At 47.5% G+C, this 18,656-nt stretch carries 13 protein-coding genes and 1 pseudogene; 7 read left to right on the top strand and 7 right to left on the bottom strand.

Features of this window, described 5'->3' with window-relative positions; genetic code table 11:
* Nucleotides 1–78: 78 nt before the first annotated feature.
* Nucleotides 79–2,316 carry an RNA degradosome polyphosphate kinase gene (locus JGUZn3_RS06755; RefSeq protein ID WP_203412812.1) on the bottom strand — a complete coding sequence of 746 codons (2,238 nt, stop codon included), beginning with the start codon at nucleotides 2,314–2,316 and terminating at the stop codon, nucleotides 79–81.
* A 471-nt stretch (nucleotides 2,317–2,787) separates the two neighbouring features.
* Nucleotides 2,788–3,525 (bottom strand): P-loop NTPase family protein, encoded by a 738-nt coding sequence (locus JGUZn3_RS06750; protein WP_203412811.1) that lies wholly within the window; start codon nucleotides 3,523–3,525, stop codon nucleotides 2,788–2,790.
* 272 nt (nucleotides 3,526–3,797) lie between these two features.
* On the opposite strand from JGUZn3_RS06750, the gene purM reads away from it, so the two are divergent.
* Both purM and purN read left to right on the top strand, forming a co-directional pair.
* The gene (gene purM / locus JGUZn3_RS06745; RefSeq protein ID WP_203412810.1) at nucleotides 3,798–4,868 is read left to right on the top strand and encodes a phosphoribosylformylglycinamidine cyclo-ligase; all 1,071 of its coding nucleotides are present in this window, start codon (nucleotides 3,798–3,800) and stop codon (nucleotides 4,866–4,868) included.
* A 240-nt stretch (nucleotides 4,869–5,108) separates the two neighbouring features.
* Nucleotides 5,109–5,732, top strand: a complete 624-nt coding sequence (purN, locus tag JGUZn3_RS06740; protein ID WP_203412809.1) for a phosphoribosylglycinamide formyltransferase — start codon at nucleotides 5,109–5,111, stop codon at nucleotides 5,730–5,732.
* Nucleotides 5,733–6,723: 991 nt separating this feature from the next.
* Here purN and ndk read toward each other — a convergent pair.
* Nucleotides 6,724–7,146, bottom strand: coding sequence for a nucleoside-diphosphate kinase (gene ndk, locus JGUZn3_RS06735; protein ID WP_203412808.1), 423 nt, complete (start codon nucleotides 7,144–7,146; stop codon nucleotides 6,724–6,726).
* A gap of 519 nt (nucleotides 7,147–7,665) precedes the next feature.
* On the opposite strand from ndk, the gene JGUZn3_RS06730 reads away from it, so the two are divergent.
* From JGUZn3_RS06730 to JGUZn3_RS06720, 3 genes are all read left to right on the top strand, one after another.
* On the top strand, nucleotides 7,666–9,537 hold the full coding sequence (locus tag JGUZn3_RS06730; RefSeq protein WP_203412807.1) for an ABC-F family ATP-binding cassette domain-containing protein: 1,872 nt from the start codon (nucleotides 7,666–7,668) through the stop codon (nucleotides 9,535–9,537).
* Nucleotides 9,538–9,785: 248 nt separating this feature from the next.
* The gene (gene proP, locus JGUZn3_RS06725) at nucleotides 9,786–11,183 is read left to right on the top strand and encodes a glycine betaine/L-proline transporter ProP (RefSeq protein WP_203412806.1); all 1,398 of its coding nucleotides are present in this window, start codon (nucleotides 9,786–9,788) and stop codon (nucleotides 11,181–11,183) included.
* A gap of 47 nt (nucleotides 11,184–11,230) precedes the next feature.
* A complete protein-coding gene (locus JGUZn3_RS06720) occupies nucleotides 11,231–11,449 on the top strand; it encodes a hypothetical protein (protein ID WP_203412805.1) in 219 nt (72 codons plus the stop codon).
* 377 nt (nucleotides 11,450–11,826) lie between these two features.
* Here JGUZn3_RS06720 and JGUZn3_RS06715 read toward each other — a convergent pair whose 3' ends face one another.
* From JGUZn3_RS06715 to JGUZn3_RS06705, 3 genes are all read right to left on the bottom strand, one after another.
* The gene (locus tag JGUZn3_RS06715) at nucleotides 11,827–12,357 is read right to left on the bottom strand and encodes a hypothetical protein (protein ID WP_203412804.1); all 531 of its coding nucleotides are present in this window, start codon (nucleotides 12,355–12,357) and stop codon (nucleotides 11,827–11,829) included.
* Nucleotides 12,358–12,482: 125 nt separating this feature from the next.
* Nucleotides 12,483–13,682, bottom strand: coding sequence for a DegT/DnrJ/EryC1/StrS family aminotransferase (locus JGUZn3_RS06710; protein ID WP_203412803.1), 1,200 nt, complete (start codon nucleotides 13,680–13,682; stop codon nucleotides 12,483–12,485).
* 54 nt (nucleotides 13,683–13,736) lie between these two features.
* Nucleotides 13,737–15,863 carry a polysaccharide biosynthesis protein gene (locus JGUZn3_RS06705; protein WP_238996778.1) on the bottom strand — a complete coding sequence of 709 codons (2,127 nt, stop codon included), beginning with the start codon at nucleotides 15,861–15,863 and terminating at the stop codon, nucleotides 13,737–13,739.
* A gap of 222 nt (nucleotides 15,864–16,085) precedes the next feature.
* Here JGUZn3_RS06705 and JGUZn3_RS06700 point away from each other — a divergent pair, with 222 nt between their 5' ends.
* On the top strand, nucleotides 16,086–17,030 hold the full coding sequence (locus tag JGUZn3_RS06700; RefSeq protein WP_203412802.1) for an MraY family glycosyltransferase: 945 nt from the start codon (nucleotides 16,086–16,088) through the stop codon (nucleotides 17,028–17,030).
* A gap of 65 nt (nucleotides 17,031–17,095) precedes the next feature.
* Nucleotides 17,096–17,356: pseudogene (locus JGUZn3_RS06695) on the top strand (preprotein translocase subunit SecY); the annotation flags it as partial.
* A gap of 691 nt (nucleotides 17,357–18,047) precedes the next feature.
* Here the strand turns inward: JGUZn3_RS06695 and JGUZn3_RS06690 are convergent.
* Nucleotides 18,048–18,512, bottom strand: coding sequence for a hypothetical protein (locus tag JGUZn3_RS06690; RefSeq protein WP_238996777.1), 465 nt, complete (start codon nucleotides 18,510–18,512; stop codon nucleotides 18,048–18,050).
* Nucleotides 18,513–18,656: the final 144 nt, after the last annotated feature.

Here is an 18,656-nt window from a genome sequence, read left to right as displayed (position 1 = left end):
ACATGGCCCCCGAATGATGGGGTTTGCTGTTTACGGGTAACCGAATAGCCCTTTTTATGCAATATAACATTCCAGCCCTTACGTGATTTTTGTACCAGAAAGCGGTGTAGCGGGAAGCATGCGTTGTTTTTCCCTACGGTGATAGTCTTTCTCAAGCGAGGGGTTAGCCATGAAATAATTATGGGCCGAAAAGGGATGCTGGCCAATCCTCACATGTTCCCAATGGCCATCTGCGCGCAACATCCAAGATTGGAGGGTATCCTTAAGGTTGGCAACCATAATCTGGTTAAGGATTTTGGCATGAATGGCCGTATCATAAATAGGGACCATGCTTTCTACCCGCCAATCCATATTCCGTTCCATCCAGTCTGCTGAAGAGATATAAACCTTGGCCTGACGTGAAGGAAGCCTACGGCCATTGCCAAATACAAAAACCCGCGCATGCTCCAAAAAACGCCCGACCACTGATTTAATCCGGATATTTTCTGAAAGTCCCGGCACACCGGGGCGTAAACAGCACATCCCCCGAACAATACCGCTAATTTTTACCCCCGCTTCTGAAGCCTCATAAAGCTTGTCAATCAAGGCAGAATCAACAAGAGAGTTCATTTTTAACCATATCGTGCCAAACCGCCCAGCCTTGGCAAAAGCAATTTCCTCGTCAATCAAGGCCATTAGGCTAGGGCGAATCGTAACAGGGGAATAGGCAATAGCCTCCATTTTTTCGGGCCGTGCATAACCTGTCATGTAATTAAAAAGGCGCGCGGCATCCCGCACCAGGGCCTCATTACAGGTAAAAAAGGAAAGGTCTGTATAGATACGGGCAGTAATGGGATGGTAATTTCCCGTCCCAAAATGGGTATAAGAACGCACCCGGCCCCCTTCCTTGCGCACAACAAGGCTAAGCTTGGCGTGGGTTTTAAAATCAGCAAAGCCAAAAACCACTTGCACACCAGCTGCTTCCAAGGCGCGGGCCAGGCGGATATTGGCTTCTTCATCAAAGCGGGCGCGCAGCTCTACCATGGCTGTAACCGATTTGCCATTTTCAGCCGCTTCAATCAAGGCCTTAACAATCGGGCTGTTATGAGAGGTTCTGTACAGGGTTTGCTTAATCGCAATGACCGCCTCATCAGTAGCTGCTTGACGAAGGAACTGGACAACCACGTCAAAACTCTCAAAAGGGTGATGCACCAAGAGATCGCCCGCACGGATCGCTGCAAAACAATCCCCCCCAAATTCCTTTATTCGCTCAGGAAACTGTGGGGTATAGGTAGGAAAGAGCAAATCGGGACGAGAATCGGTAATTAAATGGCGAAGATCGGTTAACCCTAATAACCCCTTATGAATAACCACTTCATCACCGGCTATTCCTATACTGTCGGCAATATCATGGGCCAAAGCCAGCGGCATACGCGAGTCGATATCCAGATGAATCACAGTTCCGCGCCGGCGAAGCTTAAGGGCGGTTTCATAGGAGCGAACAAGGTCTTCGGCCTCATCTTCAAACTCAACATCCGTATCACGAATAACGCGCAGTACCCCCCATTCGGCCAGTTTCATCCCTGGAAACAGAATATCCATAAACAAGGCAATCATTTCTTCCAGAACAACAAACCGCTGAACAGAAGGCGATTCTGGCTGAAATGGCAGGCGGATAAAGCGTTCTATCTGGCCAGGCAGAACAATCAATACCCCTCGCCCTATTCGCTCAGCCTCCCCCTTAAGCTGCATGACCATGGCCAAACCCATATTGGGAATAAAGGGTAAGGGGTGGGCAGTATCCATGGCCAAAGGGGTTAAGACAGGAAAAAGCCTGTTCATAAAAATATCACGCAGCCAGTTTTTATCCTGCTCGGAAAGGGCGGTGGTATCACAGACCTCTACACCCTTATTTTTTAGCTCTTGGCACAATTTAAACCATATGCGCTGCTGTTCATTCATTAACTGGCGCGTTCTCTCCCTGACTGCAGTAAGCTGCTGGGCAGGTGTTAACCCATCTGAAGAGGGTTTGATCAATCCTTCCCTGACCTGGCCTACCAGACCTGCAAAACGTACAGAAAAAAACTCATCGAGATTACTGGCACTGATAGAGAGAAAACGTAACCGTTCTAAGAGAGGGTTGCGGGTATTATCGGCCTCTTCAACCACGCGATGATTAAAATCCAACCAGGAGAGCTCACGGTTAATAAAACGTTCAGGCTGGCAGGCCATCATATGATCCTCTCCCTTATGGGCAGCAAGGGTGGACGGCTTTTCGCTATCCTGTAATGGCTCAGAGGAAGTTATGGGATGGGATGACATATCTGTTGGGGACATTTTCTGTATTTATAAACCACTCTCTCAACATGTTTCGCTCATCATTCTACATTCAAACCCGCATGCCCCTCCAAGCGAAAGTAAAACACAGCCTTTAAGGGCCTAAGGCTCTGAGGAGAATGCTCTTCTCTTCTCTTGGACTTTCACTTAAAAGTGTTAGCCGCCTTTTTGCAAGTTACCATTTTGTTACCCCTTTCCCTTCCTTTATAACACCAGTTGGTAGAAATATATGCCTCACAGAATGTTCATTTTATCATAACTGCCCTTATGCCCTTTTGCTATCTCTTTAAGGGGTTTGCCGGCTCTTTAAAGAAAAAGAGGCCGGGGAGAAGACGAAGTCTCTGAGCCATAAATTTCACTTTAAAAATTAAATCTTTAAAAATTCAACTCTGGAAAATGACATCCTGTAACAATTCAACTCTGAAAAAAAATTAAACCCCGTTTGAAAATCAAATTTTGCAATAGATGCACCTATTTTTCCATATTCAGGCAACCCATTTGCTGAAGGACCTGGCCTGCAACCTCGCGGGTTAAGGCTAATCCATGCTGGAAAGAAAAACGATCTATCCGCTCTACCGCCTCATAAACTGCTGGGGCCGTTCGAGGTAGGCGCTGCAACAGCCAATCCACCACAGCCGTTGAAACCACAAGTTGATGGCACGCCATCAGTTTAAGCATTAAGATACGCAACAAATCATCATCGGGAGGCATCATTTGCACGGAGAGCGATGCCCTTATACGGCTTTGCAAATCAGCCAACTGATAACGCCATCCCCAGGGAGAGGAGCGCCCCACCAATACCAAATGCCCCTTTTGTTCCTGAATAAAGTTCATCAGATGCAATAACAGGGCTTCACTTTCTATCAAATCCGCATCATCAATGCCTATAGCCCCACCGCCATGCGCACTCACCAACGAGAGAAAGGCTTCCTGCATCCCTTCCCTTAAGGCCGTGCCAGGTAAGATAAGGGCATTGTGAGCCCTGCCCCATACATGGAGAAGATGGCTTTTTCCACACCCCGAATGCCCCCATAAGATCAATCGTCGCTCGGGCCATTCCTCCTTTATCCCTTCGCGAAGCAACCAATGACGTGCCAGAAGATTCGATGTCCCCGCGATAAACTCCATCTTATAAGAGTCGGTACTGGAAATAAGGGGCAATACCAACTGACGAGGTACAGAATAAAGGGGGGAGGCTGTGTCTATCATTCTTCCTGTGGGGGAGGTTTTCTCATGAGCATTCCTCCTCTTGGGGCTGGCTGGTGGGAAATACAATCTGGCTAAGGGATGACTGGGGTGTTGGCTGGTGAAGGCTGGAGGACTGACGGATGGATTACCTAATGGCTGACTAATGGACTGACTGGGGGGGAACGATTTATTTCCTTCAGGCTAAAATGGCGGTCTATGAACGTTGCCTTTCAGCGTAAAGCACTTTATTGGTTAAATTCAATAGTTGTTTTTAGCCAAGGTTTCTTCTTACGATGTGCCCTAACGCAAAATCTCCCTCATCCTCTTCCAGTACTTATCACAAAGCCGGTGTTAACATAGAGGCAGGCGATGCCCTGGTCGAGGCGATTAAGCCTGCTGTTCAGCAAACCTCTGTTCCAGGTACAATGGGTGGGATAGGAGGCTTTGGGGCATTGTTTGACCTTAAAGCCGCAGGGTTTACCGACCCTGTTCTTGTCTCTTGCACAGATGGGGTGGGTACTAAGTTGATGCTTGCCATAGAAAGCGGGCTCCATACAACCGTGGGGATAGATCTGGTGGCTATGTGTGTCAATGACTTAATTGTTCAAGGCGCTAAACCACTATTTTTTCTAGATTATTTTGCCACCGGGCAGCTTAACGTCGCCGATGCCCAGCGCATTATTCTGGGGATTGCCGAAGGGTGTAGGCTTTCAGGCTGTGCCCTGGTGGGCGGTGAAACGGCAGAAATGCCCGGTATGTACGGCCCTGGCCATTACGATTTGGCTGGGTTTGCTGTGGGGGCTGCAGAACGTACAGCCCTTTTGCCCAAGCCCATTAAGGCAGGCGATACGCTTATTGGTTTGCCATCCTCAGGGCTTCATTCCAATGGGTTTTCGCTAGTTCGCCATATTCTCAAACAAGCCAACCATTCTTTGGGGGAAAAGGCCCCTTTCCAACCTGAGCGCACACTGGCCGAAGCCTTAATGGAGCCCACACGCCTCTATGTTGCGTCCATTCTTGCCCTTCATGCTCAAGGGCTTATTAAAGCTGCAGCCCATATTACCGGTGGGGGACTGCCTGGTAACCTGCCCCGTATTTTCCCCAAAGGGTTAGGCTGTATAATCGATGGTTCAGCCTGGCCAATGCCCAAGGTTTTCCCCTGGTTAGCCCAAAACGGTAAAGTTGAACCCGAAGAAATGCTAAAGGTGTTTAACTGTGGCCTTGGTATGGTTGTTGTCACCGAGCAGCCAGACCATGTTCTTGAGGACCTCGCCCGTAGGGAGGAACAAGCCTTTATTATCGGCCATGTAGAAGCTTCCACCAGTACTCCAGTACGCTTTAATCCCCTTCCCACTTTTTCATAATGCTCAGAGGTCAAACGAAAGGCCATTCCAGAAGAGAGGTATAAACCCCACCTACAATAGAACTCCTCGCCTATAATAGAACTGACCTATAACAGAACTATAAGAGCTGGAACGGCCACCTTTTGCCGCCTCTTTTCTTATTCTCCCTTCTTCTTTTCTTGCCATGATCTTCTTTTTTTACAATTATCTTTTCTTACAATTACCCAAGACTTTCTTGCAATTATCCAAGAGTTTGCCTGCATGACACCATCTTCCAAACCTCGTATTGCTATTCTCATCAGTGGACGGGGCAGTAACATGCTCGCCCTGATACAGGCAGCCGAACAGGCATTTTTCCCTGCAGAAATTGGCCTTGTGCTCAGCAATACCCCCCATGCCGAAGGCCTTGCCATAGCCAAAGCCCACCATATCCCCACCCATGTTGAAGACCACACCCTTTACAAGAAAAATCGCCAAAGCCATGAAGAAGCCATCCATGCCGTGTTAAAGCAAGCCAATATCGAGCTTGTCTGTCTTGCGGGTTATATGCGAATGCTGAGTGATTACTTGGTTACCCAATGGGAAGGCAAAATGCTGAATATCCACCCCAGTCTTCTGCCGACCTTTCCTGGGTTGAACACCCATAAAAGAGCGTTGGAGGCTGGGGTAAAAATTCATGGGTGTAGTGTCCATCTTGTGACCGAAATAATGGATGATGGCCCTATCCTTGGCCAAGCTGCTGTTCCAGTGTTGCCTGATGATACAGAAAAATCCCTTGCCTTACGCGTATTAGAGCAAGAACATAAGCTCTACCCGCGAGTGATCAAGCATTTTATCGAGCGTGCCTCCGCTCACCCGAAAGGGGAGTTTCTGCTGAACGGGTAACCCTGTTATGCCGCATCCGCCAAAAACAACCTCACCCACACCTTTCCTTTTTATTGAGAGACAATTCTGCAAAATAAGGAGCTCAACGAGCGCCAAAACGCCCTTGAGCATGGCACAGGATTTGACCCTGGCACAGGAAAGGTCAAATCGAACACTCCCCATGGAATAACCCCCAAGGTTAACGATAATCCCGACCTTCCAGCATCTCAATGGATGATGGCCCTATCCTTGGCCAAACTGCTGTTCCAGTGTTGCCTGATGATACAGAAAAATCCCTTGCCTTACGCGTATTAGAGTAAGAACATAAGCTCTACCCGCGAGTGATCCTGCTGCTGGGGGGGCCTACCATGAAACCAAGGCCGATGCTGTAGATGTTACAGGCACCAAGGCCCCACAGAAATGCACAAAGCGCCTCTTCGTGTTCGTTATGGAAGGGAGACAAAAAGCAACCGGGCTATTGTGCAGATGGATAGTGGTTTTCAAAACAACCACCAAGATCATACGTGATCGTACGTTGTTTGCTGTAATCCCCAAAGTGGAGTCTAGCTCGAAGGCCATGATGACCGCATGATCGCCCTCAATGCCGATACAGAGGCTCAATGCACAAGGCTTCGGTCAAGACGAGAGTTTAACCTCTACGACTATAGACCTGTTAAAATATGCCCACCAAAACATGCTAGCCAAAACATACAACCAAAATACGGGATAAAACACACAAGGTTAAACACACGAAGTAAAACAGGGGTAAAATAAAAAGCAGCCCCTTTAAGAGGAGCTGCTTTAAACGATATGGCCTTAAAATGAGAGAGTCTTTGAACCTAGAGAGTATAGATTAATCCCCCCTGAATCGCTCTATTATTGAGCCAAAAGGCCAGAATTTTCTTTTCCAGCCTCTTTATTGGAAATCCCCTATTTCTCTCTTGATTTTCAAGGACTTTTTCTCAACGAATCAGCCCTCTCTTAGGCCCTTTTACTGCCTTATAAGGGTGTTTTATGGGCAAATTTCAGTTTGGGCAAAAAAGAAGGCGATCTCGTTACGAGCGTTTTCCAAACTGTCTGATCCATGAACAGAGTTTGCCTCAATACTTTCAGCAAACTGGGCCCGAATGGTGTTAGGGTCTGCTTTGGAAGGATCTGTTGCCCCCATCACTTCACGGTTTTTTGCCACAGCCCCTTCCCCTTCTAAAACCTGAACAACAACAGGCCCAGAAATCATGAAACTGACCAGGTCATTAAAGAAGGGGCGCTCATTATGAACTGCATAAAAGGCCTCGGCTTGTTCTTTTGATAAACGAATACGCTTTTGACCAACAATCTTTAAACCAGCTTCTTCAAACTTGGTGTTGATTTTACCCGTTAGGTTCCGTCGTGTTGCATCGGGCTTGATAATGGAAAGGGTACGTTCACTCGCCATAAGATTTCTCCTCTTTGTAATCTGTCTAAAAATATTCTCCGTTTAGGCATACTGCGTTTTCTGCCATAAAAAAACACCCCAAGGGCATAAAAATCTTCTCTTTCTTATTTTTTCTCTGCCATACTCCACTTTTACCCTATTGAATTGTACCTTATTGAAAAAGAAGCAGGTTGGTTTTGGAGAGATGATTATCTTTGGGTGAAAAAGAATACAACAACTGGGAAATGGCCAACAGGTTCAAAGAGAGTTGTGAGCATTGCTCTCACTTCTCCAAATCCTTACGCCCTCTCATGAACTAAGATATTGTACCCTCAAGACATTGTACCCTATTGAAAAAACTTCCTTCCCCCTCTAATTCCTTTTCGGCAAAAGGCCCCCTTAATCTGTTGCTGACAGGACTGCCATAAACTGGCATATAACCTTCTTATCACGCCTACCTCTGCCAAGAGGATCACTCAAGCCTTTTTAAGGGCCTTCTCGCCACCCCTTCCTTGCATCTGAAATGATTACAACACGGTTATGAGTATTCTTGTTATTTCCCATCTTACCCTTCGTATTGCCGGCAGAACGCTCCTTGAAGAGGCAAATCTTACGCTTGAACCGGGTAAAAAAGTGGGCCTTATTGGTAAAAACGGCACGGGCAAATCTACCCTTTTAAGAACGATTACAGGAGAGATGAGCCATGAAGGCGGAGAGATCCAAATTGCCAAACGGGCTCGTATAGCCTATATCCGCCAAGAACAATCTAATCCGCAGCTTTCTCTTTTAGAGACGGTTCTGCAAAGCGATACTGAACGCACCACCTTACTCCAACAGGCCCAGCACCCTGCCAATGCCCATGATCTGGCAGAAATCCACGAGCGACTTAGGGTCATTGAGGCGGCCAGCGCCCCCGCCAGGGCGAGTAGTATCCTGGCAGGCCTGGGCTTTTCAGCCGAAGGGCAAAACCGCCCCTTAGCCGATTTTTCAGGCGGTTGGCGTATGCGGGTGGCCCTGGCCTGTGCCCTCTTCCTCAACCCCGACTTACTCCTTTTAGATGAGCCAACCAACCATCTGGATCTGGAAGCCACATTATGGTTGCAAAACTGGCTTCAACGCTTCCATGGTGCTGCACTCATTGTCAGCCATGATCGCGAAATTCTCGATAACACTGTTTCAGCCATCGCCCATCTTGATCATAAAAAACTTTCCCTTACCCCTGGGGGCTATACAGAATTCGTAAGAATTCGCCAAGAAAGACAGCTTCAGCATAACCGCACGGCCGAGCGCATTGCCCAAAAACGAGCCCATATGGAATCCTTCATCCAGCGCTTCCGGGCCAAGGCTACTAAGGCACGTCAGGCCCAGGCCCGCGTCAAAGCCCTTGAAAAAATGCCCACCCTCGATGCTATCGTCGAAGATAACCCTGTTCATTTCAGCTTTCCAGAAATCACTGCCTTACCACCCCCTTTAATAAGGGCAGACTCTGTAAGCCTGGGATATGATGGACACCCCCTTCTCTCTAACCTGTCTTTTAGGATCGATCAGGAAGACCGGATTGCCCTGCTGGGAGCCAATGGAAATGGGAAATCCACCCTGGCCAAATTCCTTTCGGGCAAGCTCGCCCCTTTACAAGGAGAATTGCTTCATTCCCCCAAATTGCGCGTGGGCTATTTTGCCCAGCATCAGGATGAAGAACTCAACGAGCGCCAAAATGCTGTTGAGCATTTGCTCCAGGCCAATAAGAACTTGACCCCAACCCAGGCCCGTAGCCATCTGGCCCATTTTGGCCTGGAGGCCCAAAAGGCAGAAACAAAAATCGCCAGCCTCTCAGGGGGAGAAAAAGCACGCCTCCTCCTCGCCTTATGCACCCTTCATGCGCCCCACTTATTAGTGCTGGACGAACCCACAAACCATCTGGACCTTGACGCACGAGAAGCCCTTATCCACGCACTCGCAGCCTATAATGGAAGCGTTATCCTCATCTCCCACGATCCCCACCTTATCACCACCGTTTCTGACCAATTATGGCTGGTTAAAGATGGACATGTTCACCCTTTTGAGGGCGATATGGAAGATTATCGCCAATGGCTTTTAGAGCCAGCCCAGCCAACCTCTTCTGCCTCTCCCCCTGCCAACAGTACCAACAAAAAAGATGAGCGCAGGGAACGTGCTGAGCACCGTGCAGCCCAAGCCCCTTTGCGCAAGAAAATCCAGCAAGCCGAAACACAGCTTGCCAAACTTGCCCAAGAACAAGCTGAGATTGAGCACCAACTTGCCCAGCCAGACTTTTATACAGAAGCCAACAAGCACACTCTTGTAACCCTTAATAGCAGGCTTGCACAAATCAAAGATGAGATACAGACAAAAGAAGAAGAATGGCTGCTTTTTCAGGAAGAAATAGAGGGATAACCCTTTCCTCTCAGCAATATTACAGTCTCTAACCCAAGAGAATGAGAACAGAAAAATATTCTCTCCCATTCTGGATTGACCTTTGCTTATCCTCTTTCTTTTATTATTTAATTTTTAACAATTTCTTTTTTGTCAATATTGTATTATTTATATTTTCATGTTTTTTATTACTTAGCGATTTACTAAAAAGACCGGATCTCCTTTTTAATAAAATTTGCGAAAGTTTAATAAATTTTGCGAAAGTAGTTATGACACCCGAAAATTCCAAACACTGGCATTATGGATATACCAAAAAAAACCCAGACAAGGGGGATATTACCCTTGTTGATACTAACCTGCTCAACAAGGCTGTTAGCGCTGCAGCCTTAGGCAATGCCATGGAATGGTTTGATTTTGGGGTGTATGGGTACATGGCGGCCACTATTGGCAAGGTTTTTTTCCCCTCTCAAGACCCTGTCACCAGCCTTATTTCAACCTTTGGAGCGTTTACGGTAGCCTTTGTTGTGCGCCCTATTGGGGGCATGGTTTTTGGCCCCTTAGGGGATCGTTACGGCAGGCACAAAATTTTAGCCCTGACCATGATCCTTATGGCACTGGGTACTTTTTGCATTGGGCTTATCCCCTCTTATAACAGTATTGGCTTATGGGCTCCTATTTTGTTGTTGCTCGCCCGCCTTATACAAGGGTTTTCAACAGGGGGAGAATATGGGGGAGCGGCTACCTTTATTGCTGAATTCTCCACCGATGACATCCGTGGAAAAATGGGAAGCTGGCTTGAGGTGGGAACCTTAGTAGGCTATATCGCGGGGGCAGGAATTGTTACCCTGATAACAACCCTTCTGGATGAAGCCAGCCTACTCAGTTGGGGCTGGCGTATCCCCTTTATGATCGCAGCCCCCATAGGGTTGTTAGGGCTTTATATGCGGGTAAAGTTAGAGGAAACCCCTGCCTTTAAATCCTTTAGTGAGTCTAAGGCCGATACCGAGACCCCACGCCTGCGCTTTAGTGAACTGCTAAAAACCCATGGCTATCAGCTTATAAAATGCATGGGCCTTGTTATTCTCTACGGCGTAACAGATTATATGGTGCTCACCTATATGCCCAGTTACCTCACCATTGTTGCCCATCATTCGGAAACGGCGGGCCTCGTTTTAATCCTTATTGTTATGTTTATCATGATGCCCTTCACCCTTTGGGGAGGAATGCTAAGCGATAAGCTGGGCCGAAAACCCGTTATTGCCTCGGGCTGTGTGGCCATGATTGTGCTGGCCATCCCGTGTTTTATGGGGTTAGCATCCAGTAATCTCACGCTTGTGCTGTTATCTCTTTTTACCCTTGGGATTATCCTTTCCTGTTTTATTGGTACCATGCCCGCAACACTGCCTTCCCTCTTTCATACCCCCATACGCTACAGTGCCTTGGCTATGGCCTTTAACCTGACCATTTCGATATTTGGTGGCACTACGCCCTTGCTAACCTCCTGGCTTGTTAAAACCACAGGTGATACCCTTGTTCCCGCCTACTATCTTATGGGGGCTGGCCTTGTTGGGCTTATTACTGTGTGTTTTATTAAGGAAACAGCAGGCAAACCCCTACGGGGATCGCCACCCTCCCTTCCCATGCCCAAGGGAGAAGAAGCCCTTTAACCAGTGCTTGCTCTCCTGCGATAAACGCCTAACTTTATCCCCATACGATGTGTTGTATTGACTGCCGGCTTGATAATACCGGTGTAGGCAAAGCTGGCAATAGCCGTATGGTTCTTACCGATGGAGCATCCCTTCTGAACAGAATCGGTCCCCTGGCTGCTCGTATTTTGAACAGGCAAGTCCGTCTTAAGCGCCCCAAAGAGATTATCGGTCTCCCTGGTGATCCTTCCATTGCTCCCAATTTTTCTACGGCAGCCGGTTTATGAAGAGGAAAAAAACCGCTACCAGGTTTTGCGCACAGGGATGAATGGCCGACTTGATACTATTTAGGATGGCTCACCTAGGCTGCTGATGCTGGGCGTTCATTAACCGATATAGAGTTTACCGAAAACGGATAACCCAATAGAGACTAGAGACTAGAGACTAGAGACTAGAGACTAGAGACTAGAGACTAGAGACTAGAGACTAGAGACTAGAGACTAGAGACTAGAGAAGATAGTTCCAAGGGAGCTCCCAAGCAACCGAATAAATGAAGCTTGGTGGGATATGAATAAGGGCAGCATGGCCAGAATAACCTTATCTTATAGAGTAGACTTTATCTTATAGGGTAGACCTAGTGCTAAATGAGTCTGGTGCTGAAGGTTTAGGGATAGAGAGACCTTTTATAATGATACCCATCAAGCAACAGGCGAATAAAGGCAAACTCTTTTTGTGAGAATTTTTTCTTTTTAACAGGCTCACCTTCTCCTCGCTCGAGAATAATGGTTCTGTTCCAGTCGCCCATATTAATGCCATCCCAAACTCTCAGGCTAAAACGATGCTCATCCTCGTCTTTTCCAGATATATTTTGGCCTTTTTGCGGGGACAGATGGTGATTGTTAACCACAATAATGGCATCTCCACTCGAAGGTGTTTCCTTATGAACTACGGGCCTCCATCCTTGGGTGTTATGGTTAAGCCATTCTTGCAGATGCTCTGTTTCCTCTGGTGATAAGACACGGCTGGTCCGTTCGGGTCCAATTTGGATTTCGGCGGTTACCACTTGGGGAAAGCTTAGAGGCTGTAAGGTGGGAAGAGCCATCATCCACACCCCTATTGCTGAAACAATGGCTATCGTTAAAATAATGATAACAGCGAGTGTTTCTTTACGAATAAAGGCTTTTCTGGCATTCATGTTTTATCACCACGGTTTTAGGGGTTCTTTAGTACAAGCGTTACAGAATTTTGATAAATCCTGTCAAGCATGTCTCCTCATAGAGACAGACAATGAGGACGACCCCCACCAACCGAGCAGAGAAGCTAACCACGCACCCCCTTAATAACTCTGGCAATTTCTTCCTCTGTAAGCTCTGGATGAAGGGGGAGAGCCATAATCTGCTCGGCAACAGTTTCAGAAACAGGCAAGCTGACCCCATCATGATAGGATTTATAAGCCGGCTGGTGATGGAGAGGCATAGGGTAATATATCGCAGAGGGAACCCCCCCAGCTTTAAGAGACTCCTGAATGGCGGCACGGTGTTGGGCATTTTGGGCAAGAATGGAATAAATCGCCCATGCACTCTGGCTTTCAGCCACACGAACCGGGGTTTGTACAATACCCTGCAAGGCTTTATCATAGGCTTGGGCAATTTTCTCGCGTCTTTCCAGCTCGGCTTCAAACCCTTCCAGCTTGGCCAGTAATATCGCAGCCTGAATGGTATCAAGGCGGCCATTCATGCCTGTGCGCAAAACCTGGTAACGGGTTTTTCCCTCTCCATGGGAGCGAAGGGAACGATACAGGGCCAATTTTTCCTCATCGTCACTTAGTATAGCGCCCCCATCTCCATAACCCCCTAAAGGTTTTGAAGGGAAAAACGACAAGGTTGTTGCATCAGCCTGGCTGCCCAATTTTTTCCCTTTATAGCTCCCCCCAAAAGATTGGGCACAATCATCAAGCAAAAATAATTTTTCTGCTGCTGCAATGGTACGCAGCTCGTCCCAAGGAGCTGGCTGACCAAACAAATCCACCCCCACAATCATGCGGGGCTTAAGCTTGCCTTCCCTTTTAACAGCCTGAAGGCGAGCCTTAAGGTTTTGTGGGTCAATCTGGAAAGTATGGGGGTCGATATCCACAAAAACAGGCGTAGCCCCCAAAACCAAGGGAACTTCCGCAGTGGCCGTATAGGTGAAGGCTGGTAAGAAAACAGCCTGCCCCGGCCCTATGCCTTCAGCCATCATCACAATCTGAAGGGCATCAGTGCCAGAAGAAACCCCCACACTCCCCTTAACCCCTGCATAACGGGCAAGCTTTTCTTCTAGCTCGCCTACTTCAGGACCAAGAATAAACTGACAATGCTGAAAAACCGCCTGCACCCGTGGCCATATCTGGTCATGCAGGCGTTTTTGTTGAGCCTGCAAATTCAAAAACGGTACGGGCTTTTCTTGTGCCAGTTTTTCTTGCACCTGTTTTTCTTGCTCTGGCTTTTCTCCCACTTGCTCTAAATGGGTTTGGCTCTTCATGGTATTACCCCTTCATCATTAATTTGTAGCCCCAATATAGCCTTAGGCTTTGGCTTATCCCCTCCGGTGGAGGGTTCCCGTTACAGATATCACTTCTTCCTGCCCAGCACCCTGCCCAGAGTCCAACCCTATGTCCAGCCCAATGCCCTGTTCTGAGTTCAACTCAGAGTCCAACCCAGTATCGTGCTCAGTATCCTGCTCAAAGTCCAGTTCAGGAATTATCGCCACATGGTCGGCCACACCTTTTTCAGCTGTTGGGTCAGACACAGCGTCTTTGAGTAGGCCTGTATCAACATCGACCAGAATACCCTGCGCATTATGGACAAATTCCGGTACCAAAGCCCTGACATAAGACATAGCCCTTTCTGTTGCCCCCTCCTGACAAGCGAGATGAATGTCTTCAATAATGCGATTCACCTCTTCATATTGGGCTTTACGAGGAAGGGCAATTTTTAACCCAGGATGATCCGTTTCCAAAATGGGTTCACTCCCATGAAACAACTCTTCAAATAATTTTTCCCCAGGGCGCAAGCCCGTATAACGGATGGCTATATCTTCATCAGGCTTGAGGCCTGCTAGACGAATCATCTGCCGGGCCAAATCTTCAATCCGTATGGCCTTGCCCATATCCAGAACAAAAATCCCCCCCTTTTTAAGGTTTTTATCGGTATCATCATCCTCAACATTGCGCACAATGGCACGCACACTGGCTTGCAAAACCAGCTCTACGGCTTCTGGCACGGTCATAAAATAACGTTGCATATCGGGGTGAGTCACCGTTAGAGGGCCACCCTTGCTTAACTGGCGGCGGAAAAGAGGAACCACCGAACCAGTAGAGCCCAAGACATTCCCAAACCTTACCGTAACACAGGGCAATCCAGCAGGGTCACCCACACGAGCCATAATATCAAGGGCCTGGCAATACATTTCTGCCACCCTTTTAGAGGCCCCCATCAGGCTGGAGGGATTGACGGCTTTATCTGTGGAGACAAGAACCATCGCAGCGCTGTGCCACTTGCGGCAACTATCTGCAATAATTTTGGTCCCCACAATATTGGTGCACAGACCTTCTAGCGGGTTGGCCTCTACCATGGGCACATGCTTTAAGGCGGCGGCATGAAAAACAAAGGCTGGCCGATATTGGACAAACACCCTGTCAATGCGCAAGCGATCCCGCACATCGGCCATAACAATCTTGCGCGGCACTTCTGGCTGGGTTTCCCCCAATTCTACATCAATACGCCACAGGGCATATTCATTATTGTCCAGCAAAACCAAAAGGCCAGGGGAAAGGCTTGCAATCTGGCGCACCAGTTCTGAACCAATACTCCCGCCTGCCCCTGTTACCAAAACAACCTGGCCCCTAATCATCTGATCCATCCCCTGGCGGTCAAGCTCCACAGGGGGGCGGTTCAGCAGCTCTTCCAGCGCAATGGGGCGTAATTCAACTGTGGAAGCTGGGGACAATTCTGTCATGTCAGGAACACGCTCGACAGGCACATCCCATTGCTCAGCGCCATGGATAAGCGCCATAAGCCCATGCCCGCGAAAGCCGTTATCCGTTACAATCAACAAATCAGGCAGACGTCCTTTTTCGGCCAGGCGTTTGAATAACACGGCAATGTCTTCGACCGGGCCAATAATGGGAAAACCATGAATACGCCGCCCTGTCTGATGGCGGCTAAGGGTAAAAATACCGGTAACCCGTATAGGAATATTCCTAAGGCGGAGCAAAGAACGGGCAAAAAGTTCAACCGTTGTCTCAGAGCCTACCAATATCGCCTTGCGGTAATTTTTACGCTGGCCTGGAGCCCAGCCATGCAGCAGGCGATATAACAGGCGTATCCCCCCCATGAGCACCAACAAAACCAACGCATGAATAATGGGGAAAGTCGGCGATGGAAGCGAAAAACCCGTAACCCACAACCCCACCATAAACAAAAAGGCACTCGCTGTCGAGGCACCAGCAATTCCCAAAAGATCGGCCACACCGGAAAAGCGCCAATATTGCTGAAAAATCCGAAAAGGTAGCCCCCCCATGGAAAGGGAAATAACCCCACCTGCCAAAAACCATAGGGGATGCAACAACCCTTCCTGCGGGACAGCAAGCCAACGTGCCAAGGGGGCGGCTATCGCTGCCAGCAGCCCATCAATCAGTACATTGACAAAGATACGGTTCACAAAATTATTTACCTCAAGAGGCCCACACAAAACCCTAAACCGTTGTCATCACAAGAGTTTTAAGGTAATGGCTAGTATGGCTGGTGTCCTATCATTTCGATTTAACAGCGCCTATAGTAACAGAGAACGGAAGTAATGTTCTATTCCTTTTTTCCATCTCTTCTTTCTTTTATTTTCATTCTCAGCCTGGCTGGGGTTTTTGTTATGACCAAGGTAGCCGTTATGGATGTACCTAGTCACCGGAGTTCCCACCAGGCCCCTACCCCTAAGGGTGGCGGTGTGGGGGTGCTTGTTGCCTATCTTTTTGGGGTAGGAGTTATAACACTCTTTCCATTTTTTCCTACTCTTGCTAACACCCCCATAATGGCCCTTTGCATTGCCATGGCCATACTGGGAGGGTTTTCCTGGCTGGATGATCTCTACCAATGGCCTGCCATAGCAAAACTTGCCATACAGGTGGGGGTGAGCCTTTATCTGGTTGTAAAGGGCTATCATTTCCCCTTCTGGGGTGAAAGCAATAGCTTTTTAAACAGCCTAACCCTGGTTTTTTCCCTCTTATGGCTGGTTTTTATCATAAATGCCGTTAACTTTATGGATGGGCTCAATGGGCTTGTTTCAGGCTGTATGGCCATAACATGTTTTTTAGCAGGCATCGGGTTATTTAACGCTATTCCCCCCCAACCCCTCGCCTTGCTTTACTGGGCCGCCCTGATGGGATTCATTCCCTTGAACTATCCCCGCGCTCAAATCTTTCTGGGGGATGTTGGCAGCCAAACGGGAGGAATGCTGATGGGGGTTTTTACCTTTACAACCGCCCAATACCCTTATGCCCCCTATTGGAGCATTCTCAGCATCCCTCTTATGCTTTCTCCCCTCTTATATGATACTTTCTTTACCCTTATCCGGCGCAAACTGGCCGGTGAAAAGCTCCTGTTGGCCCATCGGGGACATTTATACCAACTCGCCCAAAGATCTGGCATAAATGCCAGCCTTGTTACCCTTATAGAATGGGGGTTCTGCCTTTATGGCTTCCTTATCGCCTGGATGGGATTTTACACCACTCTTTATAAGGCTATCCTTCTTTCGGGGAGCGTGTTGCTGATTCAGATTGTATGGAGTGTCTATATTATAAAAAGAGCAAAAAAGGCCGATTTTGGCCCTTGGTAACCCCTCAACACAGCACAACCAACTGATAAAACCCCTCTCTCTCCAATTAAATATCTTGTTCAATTGAGCAGATTACTTTTCGTGGGATTGGAAATGGCATTTCGCTCATTATTTTTGCAGGGATTGTCGCTAATCTTCCTCAAGCATTGGTAAGTTTTTTTCAACTTGGTTATACAGGCGCTTTTTCACCCTTTTTTGTTTTGGTGTTTCTTGTCTTGGCGGCTGTAACTATTGGTTTTATTGTGTTTATGGAGCAAGCGCAAAGACGTGTTGTAATCCAATACCCCAAAAGGCAGATTGGCCAGAAAATTTATGGGGGCGATTCAAAGACGCCTTTAAGTCCACAAGGTGCCTTTTAAAAGAACCTTTCCCGTAAAAAGATTTTTCCCTATCCCTTCTATTACTCATAAGGAGAGTTTCCTGTTAGGAAATTCTTCTTCCTTGCACGCATGCTAATAAACTGGCGCTGTTATTTTAAATGAAGAATAGACCTTTTTGTATAGAGTTAGGGTACAATGGTTTCCCATAAAAATGGCGATTTATAATGGTATTGAACCAATCAAGATATTTTTTAAAAAGCTCGAACTCATAGGGAAAGTTGCCAAACCATTCTCCTTCCTTACACCCTAACTAACCCTTCTCAACCCTCTCCAGAATAGGATCAAGGCCGCCCCATACACGCTGCAATGAGGACCTATCAATGCAAATTTCCTATCGATACAAATTTAAAGAAGAAGGATTTTTTGAAAGAAAGGAAATATTTGATACGCTGAGAGGACAAGGGGCTGTAACCCAACCTTGATATTTTCAATCGGTTCCAACCGGCTATCACCCTTGTATTTCACCAAGCCTTTTTAGGCCTGTTTATACCATTGAGTTCCCACGATGAACATCGATGACTATCCCAACAAAGATGATCACCCAATAAAAAAGTGTTCCAAAATTTTCGGAACACTTTACAAGCAGACCCAGAAAACCAGAATGCCTTATCTAGCAGTTCTTCTTCCAAAGGACGTGTTAGTCGTTATCGTCATTAAGCTCTATACTAAAGCCTTGTAATGCCCCAGCCAGGCGAGCTCCGCGGGATTGGGTATCAAGCTGGATTTCAACCCCCTTATCATTTTTAAGAATCTGTACCCCTTGGCCGCGCCCTGCAGTAGCCTCACCATTGACAGCCGCATAATCCCCTTCAAAATCACGAATGTCGTGGAGATTATAAATTTTCCCACTACCAGCAATATTGGAATATCCTACAGCAACGAGATCTCCACCATCGATGGAAAACTTATAGCTTTTCCCTCCATAATGCAGAGTGCCCTCACCCCAGGTATAACCAACCCCTACATCGGCCGATTTTATGGAGATATAAACCGTGCCGACAGGCCGATCGGTGGAAGAAGCAGCATGGGCAGAAGGTAAAGTGGCTGGCAACAGGCTTGTTCCGGCTAACCCCAACCCTAAAACCATGACTAAATGACGCATATATTTTCCTCTCAAATTGTTTTTTTGATAAAAAAAGCTCACTATCGTATAACAGATTCATTCACCATAACAATGCAATACCAGATAGAGCCGTTACAAAATAAAATGTAACAGAAGTTTTGCTTTTTCTACTCAGAAAAAATT

This window comes from Entomobacter blattae (genome assembly GCF_014672835.1).
GTDB lineage: Bacteria > Pseudomonadota > Alphaproteobacteria > Acetobacterales > Acetobacteraceae > Entomobacter > Entomobacter blattae.
This window is presented reverse-complemented; position numbering and strand designations above follow the sequence as displayed.

What these genes read in the sequence shown, in the direction of transcription:
- ndk (WP_203412808.1), bottom strand. Translation starts at nt 7,146, where the DNA reads ATGGCGAGTGAACGTACCCTTTCCATTATCAAGCCCGATGCAACACGA.
- JGUZn3_RS06690 (WP_238996777.1), bottom strand. Translation starts at nt 18,512, where the DNA reads ATGCGTCATTTAGTCATGGTTTTAGGGTTGGGGTTAGCCGGAACAAGC.
- JGUZn3_RS06755 (WP_203412812.1), bottom strand. Translation starts at nt 2,316, where the DNA reads ATGTCCCCAACAGATATGTCATCCCATCCCATAACTTCCTCTGAGCCA.
- purN (WP_203412809.1), top strand. Translation starts at nt 5,109, where the DNA reads ATGACACCATCTTCCAAACCTCGTATTGCTATTCTCATCAGTGGACGG.
- proP (WP_203412806.1), top strand. Translation starts at nt 9,786, where the DNA reads ATGACACCCGAAAATTCCAAACACTGGCATTATGGATATACCAAAAAA.
- JGUZn3_RS06715 (WP_203412804.1), bottom strand. Translation starts at nt 12,357, where the DNA reads ATGAATGCCAGAAAAGCCTTTATTCGTAAAGAAACACTCGCTGTTATC.
- JGUZn3_RS06750 (WP_203412811.1), bottom strand. Translation starts at nt 3,525, where the DNA reads ATGATAGACACAGCCTCCCCCCTTTATTCTGTACCTCGTCAGTTGGTA.
- JGUZn3_RS06730 (WP_203412807.1), top strand. Translation starts at nt 7,666, where the DNA reads ATGAGTATTCTTGTTATTTCCCATCTTACCCTTCGTATTGCCGGCAGA.
- JGUZn3_RS06720 (WP_203412805.1), top strand. Translation starts at nt 11,231, where the DNA reads ATGTGTTGTATTGACTGCCGGCTTGATAATACCGGTGTAGGCAAAGCT.
- JGUZn3_RS06700 (WP_203412802.1), top strand. Translation starts at nt 16,086, where the DNA reads ATGGATGTACCTAGTCACCGGAGTTCCCACCAGGCCCCTACCCCTAAG.
- purM (WP_203412810.1), top strand. Translation starts at nt 3,798, where the DNA reads ATGTGCCCTAACGCAAAATCTCCCTCATCCTCTTCCAGTACTTATCAC.
- JGUZn3_RS06710 (WP_203412803.1), bottom strand. Translation starts at nt 13,682, where the DNA reads ATGAAGAGCCAAACCCATTTAGAGCAAGTGGGAGAAAAGCCAGAGCAA.